The sequence below is a fragment of the Pantoea sp. GbtcB22 genome, from assembly GCF_019091025.1.
GTDB lineage: Bacteria > Pseudomonadota > Gammaproteobacteria > Enterobacterales > Enterobacteriaceae > Pantoea > Pantoea leporis.
Map to the genome: position 1 here is coordinate 73,043 of NZ_JAGXKB010000005.1, position 14,107 is coordinate 87,149.

Genomic DNA, 14,107 nt, shown 5'->3' on the forward strand with positions numbered 1-14,107 from the left:
GACGAATTACAGCAAATACCAGAGACCTGGGAACAGGTCCATGCCGAGGAAATTCAGCGCGTACAGCACCAGAATCACAATCATGGCAGAGAAATCGATACCGCCCATCGCCGGCAGAATACGGCGAATCGGTGACATCAGCGGTTCAGTCAGCTGCATCAGAACCTGATCCACCGGGCCGCGACCCTGGCTGATCCAGCTCATCAGCGAACGAATGATGATCACCCAGAACACCAGATAACCGGCGGACTTCACCAGCGACAGCAGGCCAACCAGCAGGTTGGTGGGATCAACGGAGAACACGCCGACCTGAATCAGCAGCAGGATCGGATATTTCAGCGTGGTCAGCACAAAGGCCAGCAGCAGCGATGCGGTATCAATCGGGCCAATGGCTGGGATGACGCGGCGCAGCGGCTTGATAATCGGTTGGGTGATCTTCACGACAAACTGCGCCAGCGGGTTGTAGAAGTCACAGCGCGACCACTGCATCCAGATGCGCAGCAGCAGCACCATCACGTACAAATCGATCAGCGTTTTGACTAAAAACGTCAGTGTTAACATGAGGTTCCTCAATTATTGTTGTGAAGGTCGCGCATAATCCCGCGCGCCAAAAACGGCGGTGCCAATACGCACCATGGTGCTGCCCGCGGCGATTGCCGCGTCCATATCGTCGCTCATTCCCAGAGAAAGCGTATCGACGTCAGGATAGTCCTGTTTTAAGGTTTGAAACGCGGCGGCCATCTGCTGACACACCGCCAGTTGCCGTGCGTATTCTGACTCTGGCGCCGGAATCGCCATCAGCCCACGCAAGCGCAAATTCGGCAGTGCGGCGATCTGCTGCGCCAGCTCCGGCAACGCCTCCAGCATGATGCCAGATTTGCTGTTCTCGTCACTGATATTTACCTGAATTAACACGTTGAGCGGCGGCAACGACGCCGGGCGCTGATCGTTCAGACGCTGCGCGATGCGCTGGCGGTCCACGGTGTGGCACCAGGCGAAGTTTTCCGCCACCAGACGGCTTTTATTGGATTGCAGCGGGCCGATAAAGTGCCATTGCAAATCAGGATGTGCGGCCAGCTCAGCCACTTTTTCAACCCCTTCCTGCACGTAATTCTCACCGAATGCGTGTTGTCCAGCGGCAATGGCTTCTGCGACCGCGCTCGCAGGTTTGGTTTTGCTCACTGCAAGCAGCGTAATTTCTTCTGGCGCGCGGCCGCAACGTGCGGCGGCGGCGGCGATACGCTCACGCACTTGCTGTAAGTTGTGCTCAATGGAAGTCATAGTCAGGAGAAGCTAAATGGAGTTGGATGAAATAGTGGCCCTTAGTGTAAAGCATAACGCCGCCGATCTGCACCTTTGCAGCGGACATTTGCCGCACTGGCGGCGACAAGGCGTGCTGGAGCCGATTCCGCAGCAGAGCGCGCTGGATGGCGGCTGGCTGGAAGCCTTTATGCAGCAGTGGCTCACGGCGTCGCAGCAGGCCGAGCTGGAGGAGAACGGCCACGTTGACTTCGCTATTACGCTTGCCAGCGGCATACGGCTGCGCGCCAACCTGTTTATGCAGCGTCACGGCTTATCGCTGGCGCTGCGGCTGATTGCCAGCCAGGCGCCCGATCTCAGCAGCCTGCATCTGCCCGAGGTGGTGAGCCAGCTGTTACAGCTGGAAGAGGGGCTGATTTTAATTACCGGCGCCACCGGCAGCGGCAAATCCACCACGCTGGCGGCGATGGTGGATTGTCTGAATCGTCAGCAGGCGCGGCACATTCTGACGCTGGAAGATCCGATTGAGTTTGTGCATCGCAGCCAGCGCTCGCTGATTCAACAGCGCGAAGTAGGTGCGCACTGTGCCTCGTTTCAACACGGGCTGAAAGCCGCGCTGCGTGAAGATCCTGATGTGATTCTGCTCGGCGAACTGCGCGACAGCGAAACCATCCGCCTGGCGCTCACTGCAGCAGAAACTGGGCATCTGGTGCTGGCCACGCTCCATACGCGCGGCGCAACCCAGGCGGTTGATCGGCTGGTGGATGTCTTTCCCGCTGAGGAGAAAAACCTGGTGCGCACTCAATTAGCGGGCAGCCTGAAAGCGGTGCTGGCGCAACGTTTAGTGCCGGCAAAAGCGGGCGGGCGCATCGGCTTGTTTGAAGTGTTGGTGGCGACGCCGGCGGTGGCGAACCTGATCCGCGAAGGCAAGATGCATCAGTTGCCTGGCGTTTTGCAAACCGGCGCGCAGGCGGGCATGCAAACCTTTGCGCAGAGCGAGCAGGGGCGTCAGGCGGCGGGGATGATTTGAAGAGAGCCAGATAGGCGCTCAAAGGCGGAAAACCAACCCATTGTAGCGGCGCGATTCATCGCGCATGTTTATACCGCTGCCCTGCTCATCCCTGGCAATGCGCAATAAATGCGCCGCTACGCCATGTGCCAGATCTGGATGGCTTTAATGCGTATCAAACCAATCTTCGAGGATAATCACTGCGGATTGTGAATCAACCTGGCCTTTCTGCAACGCGCGAAAGCCGCCGCGTTCAAACAGATCAGCACGCGCTTCAACGGTGCTCAGGCGCTCGTCCTGCAATTCGACGCGTACGCCAAAACGACCATGCAGGCGATTGGCGAACTTACGTGCGCGCGCAGTAAGTTCCTGTTCGGTGCCATCCATATTCAGCGGCAAGCCCACCACCACATAATTGGGCTGCCACTCTTTCAGCAGCTTTTCGATCAGCTTCCAGTCCGGCGTGCCATCCTGCGCTTTTAGCGCCGTCAACGCGCGCGCGGTGCCCGTTAATTGCTGACCGACAGCAACGCCGATGCTTTTGGTGCCGAAATCGAAGCCCAGTAAAGTTTCACTGGCCATCAGGCGTGCCCTGCATCGGTGGCAATGTTGTGAATATCGACGCCCAATCCGCGTGCCGCTTCACGCCAGCGTTCCGCGATGGGCGTCTGGAACAGAATATTGGTGTTAGCGGGCGAGGTGAGCCAGGCATTCTCCAGCAACTCCTCTTCCAGCTGACCTTTCTCCCAGGCGCAATAACCCAGCGCCACCAGCACGTTATCGGGCTGTGAAGTGGTGCCGATCGCTTCCAGCACATCACGTGAGGTGGTGATTACCGTGGTGTCTGAAATACGAATGCTCGAGGAGTAAATGCGCTGCGCCGAGTGCAGTATGAAACCACGATCTTCCGCCAGCGGACCACCGGCAAACACTGGCTTGTCCAGTTTGATGGCAGGATCGCGTTCGGATGGGCTAATTTTAAGCTTTTTAAGGATGCCTTCGACCGTCAGGTTGTCCATTGGCTTATTAACGATCAAACCCATGGCGCCATCTTCATTGTGCTCGCAGATATAGACTACCGAGCGTTTGAACAGTGGGTCCTGCAGCGACGGCATCGCAATTAGAAAATGATGCTGTAAATTCATTATCACTCGTATACCAAAAATAACCGGCGCAGCCGCGGCAGCGCCGGTTTTGGGTGTTCACGGAGTGGAGACTCCGACGGCATCAGCCCAGGCGTTTCTCAATGGCATCCATCAGCATGCCAGTGATCGATATCGGGAACGCGGCCTCGATTTCACGTACGCAGGTTGGGCTGGTCACGTTAACTTCAGTCAGTTTATCACCGATAATATCCAGGCCGACAAAAATCAGCCCTTTGGCTTTCAGCGTTGGGCCAACGCGACGCGCAATTTCCCAGTCACTATCGCTCAGCGGACGCGCTTCACCACGGCCACCGGCTGCCAGATTACCGCGCGTTTCGCCGCCTTGCGGAATGCGCGCCAGGCAGTAAGGTACGGGTTCGCCATCCACCACCAACACGCGTTTGTCGCCGTCTTTGATCGCCGGCAGATAGTTCTGCGCCATGCAGAAGTACTGGCCGTGATTAGTCAGGGTTTCGGTGATCACGCCGAAGTTGGCATCGTCCTGTTTCACGCGGAAGATCGAGGCGCCGCCCATGCCGTCCAGCGGCTTAAGGATCACGTCGCCATGCTCCTGCCAGAAGGCGCGCAGCTGCTCTTTATTACGCGTGACCAGCGTATCTGGCGTCAGGTCGGCGAACCATGCGGTATACAGCTTCTCGTTGCAGTCGCGCAGGCTCTGCGGTTTGTTCACGATCAGCGTACCTTGCTCTTCTGCGCGTTCCAGCAGGTATGTGGCATAGATAAATTCGGTGTCGAACGGCGGATCTTTACGCATCAGCACCACGTTAAGATCGGCCAGCGGGATATTCTGCTCGCTGCCAAACGTGTACCAGTTGTCGTAGTTCTGCTCAACGCTCAGCAGACGCGTGCGCGCGTAAGTCACACCGCCGCGCAGGGAGAGATCGCCCATCTCCATGTAATGAATTTCGTAACCACGGCGCTGTGCTTCCAGCAACATGGCGAAGCTGGTGTCTTTTTTAATATTGATGGACGAAATCGGGTCCATAACGATGCCAAGCTTAATCATTATTCTCTCCTAAATGGGGAAGCATTTACCCCGAAAGCGTTGTGCTGTGAAGTTACGTTCGAACCCGAAAGTATCGCTTAACCGAGGTCACCAAACCTCACCTGAAGTGCCGTAATGGCGGTGAGTGCGGTGGTTTCGGTGCGCAACACGCGGGGTCCAAGCAGAATATCGGTAAAACCCTGCTGCGCGGTCATGGCAATTTCATCGGCGGTTAAGCCACCTTCCGGCCCAATCAGCAAGCGCAGGCGCTCTACCGGCTGCGGCAGCGTGTTGATGCTGTGGCTGGCGCGCGGATGCAAATTGAGCTTCAAACCGTCTTCGGCTTCCGCGCACCAGGCTTGCAATGTCATCGGCTCGCGAATTTCCGGCACACGATTACGGCCGCACTGTTCACAGGCGGCAATCGCGATTTTCTGCCATTGCTGAATTTTTTTTGCCAGCCGCTCGGCGTCCAGCTTTACGCCGCAGCGTTCAGAAAACAAGGGCGTAATCACATTCACGCCAAGTTCGATCGATTTCTGGATAGTGAATTCCATTTTTTCACCGCGCGACATCACCTGACCGAGATGTAAATGCAGCGGGGATTCACGGTCATCAGCCTGGCTGGCAAGGACCCTTACTTTTACACGCTTTTTATCAGCCTGGGTGATTTCGGCGCTAAAAGTCAGATTACTGCCATCAAACAGCTCAATTTGCTGACCGGCCGTCATGCGCAGCACGCGTCCAACATGGTTAGCGGCATCTTCATCGAGGAAGACTTCACTGTTAACTTCGAGAGATTCGGGATGATAAATGCGAGGTATACGCATGCGGTTCCTGCCAGCGTTATGCCGTGTCAGCGGACACGGCGCAATCGAAAAAAGCTAGTGTAGGGTAGCGCTTTTAGCGCTGGCAAGCCTGCTGTACGTAGGAATTGTGATTTCCCTGCACTTTGGCGATGCGATTGTCGCGCTCACACTCCCAGCTCGTCACCGGATATTGCTTATCCCACGCGGTAAACAGCTGGGTTTGCTGACGCGACAGGCGCAGGTGATATTGGTCGCGCATATAGAAGTAAGTGCGGGCAATGGCGCCACGCGCACGCTCCGGCGGCTGCGCCAGTTTCTGCTTAAAATCGACCTTCATGCTGCATTGACCGTACTGCTGTTCGCCGCCGTTCCATTGGCTGTACTGGAAATTATTGCGGTCGCCGTTCACTTCACCAATCGCCGGCTGCAGGTTATGCAGATCGCTCTCAATGCGGCGGTAATCGGCATCTTTGCTGCAGCTTTTGCGGCCGCCGTTTTGCCAGCACTGACGCTGATGGCCGAACTCCCACGCGGGCATCACATGTTCCCACTCAATGCGTTCGGCGCGATTGGCGTTCTTACGCACGCTGTAGCCGCAACTGCTTAGATCCGGTACGCCCTTTTTGCCGTGCCAGCTGATTTTGCAGCCGCAGTAAAAGTCGGCGGGCGCATCTGCGTTGATCTGCGCGGCATAGGCTTTGGCCTGACTAAAATTGTTTTGATGATAGTGAGTGAAACTGAGGCTGTAAGCGCTAAGTGGGGCAACTAACAAGGTAAGTAACAGCAACGTTTTGCGAGACATATTCCAAAAATTAACCTGGTCCTGAAAAAGGGCGGCAGGGTAACAGAATGATGACGCACGGGATATGAGATTAGGCTAGGTTGCTGAACTAATTCGATAAAAATTCACCGGGTTGCAGCAGGGATTTGCAGTGCACACAGCGATATTCGCTTTCTCCACGCAGCACACGATTATGGCGCCGTACGGTGAGCTGATGCTGCTGACAGCGGCAGCGATAGGGGAAGGTGTTGCTACGCACCGAGGCGATTTCAAACTGGTGGGTGCGGCGCGCAGGCACGCCAAGCACGCTCTCCATCATCCATTTCCACTCTTTGCCGTGCGGCGGCACGCGGCCAAAGGTTTTCCACACCAGCAGATGCGCCAGTTCGTGCGGCACCACTTCATCAACGAATGCCTGCTGATTCTCCAGCAGCAGCACCGGATTGATGCGGATTTCCCACTTCTCCAGCCATGCGGTGCCTGCAGCGGTGCCGCGCTGCTGATAAACCAGCGAGGGCTCATCAAAGCGGCGTTCCAGCTTTTCGTTGGCCTGCTGTAAATAGTGGCGCAGCGAGCGCATAACGGCTTGTTGTAAGGCGATGGGAAGGCGCGGTGTTTTCATGGAGGGCAGCATAAAAGGTTGCCGGAACGATCTCAAATAAAAAGGGCTGCCAATTGGCAGCCCTTGCATTCGCTCATCGGGATTACTTCTGACCGATGTCGCGCAGTTTTTTGCCGGACATCAGGTTGCGCTCGATGTGCTCCAGCGAGACGTTTTTGGTCTCTGGAATCAGCGCGAGCGTCAGCAGAATGAAGAACACGTTCAGACCGGCGTAAACCCAGAAGGTTGGCGCGTTGCCCAGCGTATTCAGCATGGTCAGGAAGGTAGCACCGACAATCATGTTGGCAATCCAGTTGGTCGCGGTGGACACCGTGATACCGAAGTCGCGGCCTTTCAGCGGCTGAATCTCGGAACACAGTACCCAAATCAGCGGGCCAGCAGACATCGCAAAACCAATGATGAACATCAGCAGCATCGCCACCGCGAAGTATTGCGCTTCTTGAGAATGGATGCCGATGTGCAGCATGGTGCCGAGAATGCCCATACCCAGCGCCATCACCAGGAAGCCCAGCAGCAGCGTAGGTTTACGGCCCCAGCGATCCACCAGACCGATAGCAATAAAGGTCGCCAGCACGTTCACCAGACCAACAATGACCGTGCCCCACATTTGCTGCGTGGTGTTGGCAAAGCCAGCGATTTCGAAGATCTTCGGTGCGTAGTACATGATGACGTTCATGCCGGTGAACTGCTGCATCACCTGCAACAGCACGCCAAGGAACACTGCGCGGCGGAAGTTGCTGTTGCTCTGGAACAGCTGCCAGCCCGACTGTTTAATTTTCAGGCTTTCACGGATTTCATCCAGTTCACGTTTTGCTTGTTCGCTGGTATCACGCAGGCGCGATAACACGCGCTCAGCACTGCGGAAGTCACCTTTAGCCGCCAGCCAGCGTGGGCTGTTGGGCAGGAAGAATACGCCAATCAGCAGCAGTACCGCAGGAATAGTGATGATGCCCAGCATCCAGCGCCATGCGCCAGCGTCGCTGAACGCGGTATCGGAGAGATACGCCGCCAGAATACCGATGGTGATCATCAGCTGATACAGCGAAATCATACTGCCGCGAATCTTCTCTGGTGCGATTTCCGAGAGATACAGCGGCGCGGTGTAAGAGGCAACACCCACGGCCAGGCCAAGCACCACACGCGCGGCGATCAGCATTTCCGGGCTGGTTGCACCCGCAGACCACAGTGAACCGATAACGAAAAGAATCGCACCGGCCATCAGGCTCTTTTTACGACCCAGACGCGATGACATCCAGCCGCTGCCCACCGCACCGACTGCAGCACCAAACATCATTGAGCTGACGATCCACTCTTGCTGGTGGGCAGTGACGTTAAAATCTTTCGCGATGAAAGGCAGAGCACCGGCGATAACACCGATATCCAGACCAAACAGCAAGCCGGCCAGCGCCGCTAAGAAGCAGACAAACAAGGTCATGACCTTATTTGAAGTTCTGCTCTTGTGATTATTACCAGGCATGAAGCCTCCAAAGTTTATCCATCGTTGTTGTTATCAATGTTATGAAACCTGTCGGCGGAAAAAAGTGAGTAAGATCACACCAGTGTAATCGGTTACACACGCTGAAACCCTGCAATCCAGCATTTTCCGCCCGAAATAGTTACGTAACCAGTAAGGTATAGCACCCTTTAAGTTTCTGACATCGCACTAAATACCGGCTATCAGACGACGCTGAAAATAACGCATTTTCAGAGTAATAACTACGCTGAAAAATATCTAAATTGCCGATTGATAAAGGATTTCAAAATGTAATCGTTATCACTAAGTTGTAAGCGAGGTGAAAGAAGTGTAGACGGCGGAGAAAAATGTGCCTGACGATGCAAAGGCATAAAAAAAAGCCCGCCAAAAGCGAGCTTCGAAGTCAAATTGTGCAGTGTCGCCCTCTCCCGTGGGAGAGGGCCGGGCGAGGGCATCAGCCCGCAGAGTAGTCTATTACTTCAAACCCGCCGCTTCGCGCAGCTGCGCGGCTTTGTCAGTCTGCTCCCATGGGAAGTGCTCACGACCAAAGTGACCGTATGCTGCGGTCTCTTTGTAGATCGGTTTCAGCAGATCCATCATCTGAATCAGGCCGTATGGACGCAGGTCGAAGAACTCGCGCACCAGCAGCGTCAGCTGCTCGGTGGAGACTTTCTCGGTACCGAAAGTTTCAACCATGATCGAGGTTGGCTCAGCCACGCCGATGGCATAAGAAACCTGGATTTCACAACGGTCAGCCAGGCCAGCCGCGACGATGTTTTTCGCCACATAACGTGCAGCGTAAGCGGCAGAACGGTCGACTTTTGACGGATCCTTACCTGAGAACGCGCCGCCACCGTGACGCGCCATGCCGCCGTAGGTATCAACGATGATTTTACGACCGGTCAGACCGCAGTCGCCCATTGGACCACCGATGACAAAACGGCCAGTTGGGTTGATGTGGTATTTGGTGCTGGCGGTGATCCACTCAGTCGGCAGAACCGGCTTGATGATCTCTTCCATCACCGCTTCACGCAGATCGGCGGTGGTCACATCTTCAGCATGCTGGGTCGAGAGTACAACTGCATCGATACCGACAATTTTGCCGTCATCGTACTGGAAGGTAATCTGGCTTTTTGCATCCGGACGCAGCCACGGCAGTGAACCACTTTTACGCACTTCAGCCTGACGCTGCACCAGACGGTGCGCGTAGGTGACCGGCGCTGGCATCAGCACATCGGTTTCGTTGCTGGCGTAGCCGAACATCAGGCCCTGATCGCCCGCGCCTTGTTCCAGCGGATCGGTACGGTCAACGCCCTGATTGATGTCTGGAGATTGCTTACCAATCGCGCTCAGCACTGCGCAAGAGTTCGCATCAAAGCCCATATCGGAATGGACATAGCCGATTTCACGTACGGTATTACGGGTGATCTCTTCGATATCCACCCATGCGCTGGTGGTGATTTCACCGCCAACCAGCACCATACCGGTCTTCACGTAAGTTTCGCAGGCCACGCGCGCTTTCGGATCCTGCTCGAGGATCGCATCCAGCACGGCATCGGAAATTTGGTCAGCGATTTTATCAGGATGTCCTTCTGATACGGACTCAGATGTAAAAAGGTGTTTAGCCATTCTGTTCTTTACCTTAAAAATGGTTTGAATACGACTGCATAGCGTAAGCGGGATCAGACCGACTCGACGCCCCTTCAGGCAAAGCCGCAAGCAGTGGCAGCGAGAGCATTAACTCACACCGCCTGGATGTTAATCAGTTTAGATGGAAAACCATCTGGACGGCTATTCTAGGTTACTCAGTGAGCACTTTTCCAGTGCTTTTTCCGATCCCGCATTTTCCGCAACATCCTAAGTGGAATCATTTCCTGACACCGCGCGCAGTTACTGACAAAGATTTTGCAATTTACCCCGCGTGGCTGTATAAAACGCCGCTGCTGTCGACCACAGCCGCAAAGGATGACGCCGCCGTGCGTCGCGCCGTCAGATGCCATTTAATCTGACCTTCACCCAAGCCGTTTCTCGCATGCTTTAAGCAGGCGATGGAGGTGATTAAAGTAATGAACCACTCTTTCTTTCGCTTTGGTTCACTGCGCTGTTCCGGCGCGCTGGCACTCCTTTCACACTCCAAAACCGTTCTTTTCTCTTATCGACGTTGTGTTCATTCTCCCGACACGCGCGCCGGTTAACATTTCTCTGCATCTATTACTCTATTTCGCTGTCTACTGACCGTGGAAGTCTCAGGCTATTTGCCCCGACTTTGGCGCGGTGTTTTACACTTAGAGTCAGCATTGCACAGTGCAACCTTACAGAGGCAGCAAGCAGGATGAGGCAATTTTTACCTGGCGCCACCATGACAAAACTCGGTAACAAATTCATATTTCAACGGAAAATTGAGGTTCGCGATGTCTGACGACATGAAGAATATCAAGGGTTCGTCAGCTGGCGAACAAGGTGTACTCCGCTCCATGCAGGAGGTGGCGATGAACGATCAGGAAGCGAGCAGAATGCTGCGTACCTACAACATTGCCTGGTGGGGAAACAACTATTACGACGTCAACGAGCTGGGGCACATCAGCGTGTGTCCCGATCCGGATCAGCCGGAAGTGCGCGTTGACTTAGCGAAGCTGGTGAAAGAGCGCGAAGCCGACGGTCAACGTCTGCCGGCGCTGTTCTGCTTCCCGCAGATTCTCCAGCATCGTCTGCGTTCGATTAATGCCGCCTTCAAACGCGCGCGTGAATCTTACGGCTATAAAGGTGACTACTTCCTGGTTTACCCAATCAAGGTGAATCAGCATAAGCGCGTGATTGAGTCGCTGGTCAACTCTGGCGAACCGCTGGGCTTGGAAGCCGGTTCGAAAGCCGAGCTGATGGCTGTGCTGGCCCACGCCGGCAAAACCCGTTCGGTGATTGTCTGCAACGGCTATAAAGACCGCGAATACATTCGTCTGGCGCTGATCGGTGAAAAGCTCGGCCACAAAGTCTATCTGGTGATCGAGAAGATGACCGAAGTGCGTCTGGTGCTGGAAGAGGCCGAGCGTCTGAATGTGATTCCGCGTCTTGGTATCCGTGCGCGTCTGGCGTCGCAGGGCTCAGGCAAGTGGCAGTCGAGCGGCGGTGAGAAATCGAAGTTTGGCCTGGCGGCATCGCAGGTGTTGCAGCTGGTCGATATCATGCGCAAAGCGGGCCGTCTCGATAGCCTGCAACTGCTGCACTTCCATCTCGGTTCGCAGATGTCCAACATCCGCGACATCGCGACCGGCGTGCGTGAGTCGGCGCGTTTCTACGTGGAGCTGGCTAAGCTGGGCGTTAACATCAAATGCTTCGATGTGGGCGGCGGTTTGGGCGTGGATTATGAAGGAACCCGCTCGCAGTCAGATTGCTCGGTCAACTACGGTCTGAACGAATACGCCAACAACGTGATTTGGGCGATTGGCGATGCCTGTGAAGAGAACGGGCTGGAGCATCCAACCGTGATCACCGAGTCAGGGCGTGCGGTGACGGCGCACCACACCGTGCTGGTGTCCAACATCATTGGTGTTGAGCGTAACGAGTTCAGCACGCCGGTGGCACCGGATGCCGATTCACCGCGTCCGATTCAGAGCCTGTGGGATACGTGGCAGGAGATGCACGAACCTGACGTGCGTCGTTCGCTGCGCGAATGGCTGCACGATAGCCAAATGGATCTGTTCGACATCCATACCGGTTATTCATCAGGCACCTACGATCTCGGCCAGCGCGCCTGGGCAGAGCAGCTTTATCTGAGCATCTGCCACTACATTCAGCAGCATCTCGATCCCAGCAACCGCGCGCATCGCCCGATCATTGATGAGTTGCAGGAGCGCATGGCGGATAAGATTTACGTCAACTTCTCGCTGTTCCAGTCAATGCCGGATGCGTGGGGCATCGATCAGCTGTTCCCGGTGCTGCCGCTGGAAGGGCTGAATAAAATGCCGAAGCGTCGTGCGGTGTTGCTCGACATCACCTGTGACTCCGATGGCACCATCGATCACTACGTCGATGGCGATGGCATTGCCACCACCATGCCGATGCCGGAATACGACATCGACAATCCGCCGATGCTCGGCTTCTTTATGGTGGGCGCGTATCAGGAAATTCTCGGCAACATGCATAACCTGTTCGGTGATACCGAAGCGGTTGATGTGTTTGCGTTCCCGGATGGCAGCGTGGAAGTTCAGCTGTCGGATGAGGGCGATACCGTAGCGGATATGCTTGAGTACGTGCAGCTGAATCCTAACGATTTGATGACGCTGTTCCGCGATCAGGTAACGCAACAAACGGATATAGATGAAGAGCTGCGCGCGCAGTTCTTGTCTGAATTCGAGAGTGGCTTGTACGGTTATACCTATTTAGAAGATGAGTAATTAATTGCTCTTAAACCGAGCTCGCAAGGGCTCGGTTTTCGCTTTTCCTGCTATATCCGCGCCTGGCAACAATAATTTAATTTGATTTGTGAAGACGATCACCTTTGGCTTATTTGTAACCCGCCACGTAAATCCCACATTTACCTCCCCAAATGCTATCTCCTTCTTTTCTCTAATAAAGCGAGTCGGCAACGCTGATTATTTTCTTAATATCCTTACCTTACTTACTGATTCATCATGGATTAAGCAGTTATTCTGTTATGTATTCTTTGCAATGCATAATAAAAATTTAAACATTAAGATTTTAATAGTCACTATGGAAATTAGTGGTTATTGGCGCTTTTTGGAAGCATAGATTCCAGATAAAACATTTTGCAATTTGAGTTAAGGAGAGCTATCAAATCGTGCAGAATCTTTTTTTATCATTATTTTTCAATTCGATAATGTTTTTACAGATCTCTTAAAGTAAAAGATAAGTTAAATTAGATTAAGAATTTTCTGAGCTTTTGTGAATTTTAGAGAAATTTACTTACGTTATTGATTGATTTAAACGATTGAAGTTGCCTGAAGTGTTTACTGAAATCTATTTCTCAAAGTGTAAGTAGTACGTTAACCTTCAGTTAAGACATTAAGTTTTATCAATGTTTACCTTACTTCTTACATGAGAAATCCTGACAGTTTAAGGCTATCAGGCAGTTGCAGTAAGGATGTGAAATGAGCAATCAACCGAAGACAGTGTTCTTGTTGGAGCCGGTTTACGATTTATCCGGCCAGGTGATTGCCAGGGAATTGTTAACGCGTCTTGCAGACGACGCAAATATCAATAATAAGCGTAACCCTGAAAGGGATGTTGGGTTCTTCAGTCAGCTTTCTGCTGACGTTAAATGGCAGTTATTCCTCCACCAGATCGAAAAACTTATTCAGCTATACCAGAAAGGGTTCGACCAGATTGTCAGTGTCAATGTTGATAGAGATATCGTAGCCAGCATTTTTAAAGATGCTGAAATACAAGAAAAACTGGCTCAACTGACGCTGTTGCGTCTGGAAATATCAGCATTCTTTACTGCGCGATTTAATAGCGCCGATCTGTTGATTTTAAAAGGTGTCGCGAAAGTGACGCCAGCCCCTTTATGGCTCGATGACTTTGGTCCGGGTTATTCCAACCTTTCCATGTTTGATAGCGGAATATTTGAAATCGTCAAGATTGACAAAGAATTTTTTTGGCAATTTGGCGACGGTCGCACCTTTGACATTCTGCTCGACCATCTCAACGAATTATGCAACGGCGTCATCGTTGAGGGTGTTGAAAATCAACAACAGGTCGACCTGCTGTCGCATAAAGCAATTTATGGCATGCAGGGCTATTTGTGGCAGAGCGTCTATCTCGATGATTTATTAGCTTAATCCTGAAATTATTGAGTTGGTTTCATCCCTCGGGGAACTGAAAAAATGTCAAAGCCTGGGCTTTATGCGTTTCACGTCATTTGTGCCCGGCCGCTTGAGAATAAATATATTTTTCCCGTGGTGATTTTAAGAAATAAAACCAATCAGTTATCAGGATGGCGGCTAAACAAAACTCAACGCGATTTCATTCTCAGCCTGTATGAAAT

At 53.4% G+C, this 14,107-nt stretch carries 13 protein-coding genes; 3 read left to right on the top strand and 10 right to left on the bottom strand.

All coding sequences use genetic code 11. The features are described 5' to 3' along the window. Positions 1-6: 6 nt before the first annotated feature. Positions 7-561: a YggT family protein gene (locus KVT28_RS16735; protein WP_008107240.1), complete on the bottom strand. Its 555-nt coding sequence runs from the start codon at positions 559-561 to the stop codon at positions 7-9. A gap of 12 nt (positions 562-573) precedes the next feature. Continuing rightward, positions 574-1,281, bottom strand: a complete 708-nt coding sequence (locus tag KVT28_RS16740) for a YggS family pyridoxal phosphate-dependent enzyme (protein ID WP_101761905.1) — start codon at positions 1,279-1,281, stop codon at positions 574-576. Positions 1,282-1,297: 16 nt separating this feature from the next. Here KVT28_RS16740 and KVT28_RS16745 point away from each other — a divergent pair, with 16 nt between their 5' ends. Next, complete coding sequence (locus KVT28_RS16745) at positions 1,298-2,290, top strand: type IV pilus twitching motility protein PilT (RefSeq protein ID WP_101761906.1); 993 nt, start codon at positions 1,298-1,300, stop codon at positions 2,288-2,290. Positions 2,291-2,434: 144 nt separating this feature from the next. On the opposite strand, the gene ruvX is transcribed toward KVT28_RS16745, so the two are convergent. The 8 genes from ruvX to metK all read right to left on the bottom strand — a co-directional run bounded on the left by ruvX (position 2,435) and on the right by metK (position 9,735). After that, on the bottom strand, positions 2,435-2,851 hold the full coding sequence (gene ruvX, locus KVT28_RS16750; protein ID WP_101761907.1) for a Holliday junction resolvase RuvX: 417 nt from the start codon (positions 2,849-2,851) through the stop codon (positions 2,435-2,437). Then, complete coding sequence (locus tag KVT28_RS16755) at positions 2,851-3,414, bottom strand: YqgE/AlgH family protein (RefSeq protein ID WP_101761908.1); 564 nt, start codon at positions 3,412-3,414, stop codon at positions 2,851-2,853. The genes ruvX and KVT28_RS16755 overlap by 1 nt, the downstream gene beginning before the upstream one ends. Before the next feature lie 82 nt (positions 3,415-3,496). Next, positions 3,497-4,441: a glutathione synthase gene (gene gshB, locus KVT28_RS16760; RefSeq protein WP_110868023.1), complete on the bottom strand. Its 945-nt coding sequence runs from the start codon at positions 4,439-4,441 to the stop codon at positions 3,497-3,499. Between the two features lie 77 nt (positions 4,442-4,518). Beyond that, positions 4,519-5,250, bottom strand: coding sequence for a 16S rRNA (uracil(1498)-N(3))-methyltransferase (gene rsmE, locus KVT28_RS16765; protein WP_008107252.1), 732 nt, complete (start codon positions 5,248-5,250; stop codon positions 4,519-4,521). Positions 5,251-5,323: 73 nt separating this feature from the next. Next, on the bottom strand, positions 5,324-6,031 hold the full coding sequence (endA, locus tag KVT28_RS16770) for a deoxyribonuclease I (RefSeq protein ID WP_192236412.1): 708 nt from the start codon (positions 6,029-6,031) through the stop codon (positions 5,324-5,326). An 88-nt stretch (positions 6,032-6,119) separates the two neighbouring features. Then, positions 6,120-6,632, bottom strand: coding sequence for a SprT family zinc-dependent metalloprotease (locus tag KVT28_RS16775; protein ID WP_192412064.1), 513 nt, complete (start codon positions 6,630-6,632; stop codon positions 6,120-6,122). Positions 6,633-6,714: 82 nt separating this feature from the next. Further along, entirely contained in the window at positions 6,715-8,109 is a 1,395-nt protein-coding gene (locus KVT28_RS16780; RefSeq protein ID WP_101761913.1) for a sugar porter family MFS transporter, read from the bottom strand. Positions 8,110-8,580: 471 nt separating this feature from the next. Then, a complete protein-coding gene (gene metK / locus KVT28_RS16785) occupies positions 8,581-9,735 on the bottom strand; it encodes a methionine adenosyltransferase (RefSeq protein WP_061720231.1) in 1,155 nt (384 codons plus the stop codon). Positions 9,736-10,517: 782 nt separating this feature from the next. Here metK and speA point away from each other — a divergent pair. Then, positions 10,518-12,497: a biosynthetic arginine decarboxylase gene (gene speA / locus KVT28_RS16790; RefSeq protein WP_101761914.1), complete on the top strand. Its 1,980-nt coding sequence runs from the start codon at positions 10,518-10,520 to the stop codon at positions 12,495-12,497. Between the two features lie 714 nt (positions 12,498-13,211). Beyond that, the gene (locus KVT28_RS16795) at positions 13,212-13,901 is read left to right on the top strand and encodes an EAL domain-containing protein (RefSeq protein ID WP_101761916.1); all 690 of its coding nucleotides are present in this window, start codon (positions 13,212-13,214) and stop codon (positions 13,899-13,901) included. Positions 13,902-14,107 lie beyond the last annotated feature (206 nt).

Bases quoted from the DNA above. Each gene is read 5' to 3' on its own strand.
- KVT28_RS16740 (WP_101761905.1), bottom strand. From the start codon at position 1,281: ATGACTTCCATTGAGCACAACTTACAGCAAGTGCGTGAGCGTATCGCC.
- ruvX (WP_101761907.1), bottom strand. From the start codon at position 2,851: ATGGCCAGTGAAACTTTACTGGGCTTCGATTTCGGCACCAAAAGCATC.
- endA (WP_192236412.1), bottom strand. From the start codon at position 6,031: ATGTCTCGCAAAACGTTGCTGTTACTTACCTTGTTAGTTGCCCCACTT.
- rsmE (WP_008107252.1), bottom strand. From the start codon at position 5,250: ATGCGTATACCTCGCATTTATCATCCCGAATCTCTCGAAGTTAACAGT.
- KVT28_RS16775 (WP_192412064.1), bottom strand. From the start codon at position 6,632: ATGAAAACACCGCGCCTTCCCATCGCCTTACAACAAGCCGTTATGCGC.
- metK (WP_061720231.1), bottom strand. From the start codon at position 9,735: ATGGCTAAACACCTTTTTACATCTGAGTCCGTATCAGAAGGACATCCT.
- KVT28_RS16745 (WP_101761906.1), top strand. From the start codon at position 1,298: ATGGAGTTGGATGAAATAGTGGCCCTTAGTGTAAAGCATAACGCCGCC.
- KVT28_RS16735 (WP_008107240.1), bottom strand. From the start codon at position 561: ATGTTAACACTGACGTTTTTAGTCAAAACGCTGATCGATTTGTACGTG.
- speA (WP_101761914.1), top strand. From the start codon at position 10,518: ATGTCTGACGACATGAAGAATATCAAGGGTTCGTCAGCTGGCGAACAA.
- KVT28_RS16780 (WP_101761913.1), bottom strand. From the start codon at position 8,109: ATGCCTGGTAATAATCACAAGAGCAGAACTTCAAATAAGGTCATGACC.
- KVT28_RS16795 (WP_101761916.1), top strand. From the start codon at position 13,212: ATGAGCAATCAACCGAAGACAGTGTTCTTGTTGGAGCCGGTTTACGAT.
- gshB (WP_110868023.1), bottom strand. From the start codon at position 4,441: ATGATTAAGCTTGGCATCGTTATGGACCCGATTTCGTCCATCAATATT.
- KVT28_RS16755 (WP_101761908.1), bottom strand. From the start codon at position 3,414: ATGAATTTACAGCATCATTTTCTAATTGCGATGCCGTCGCTGCAGGAC.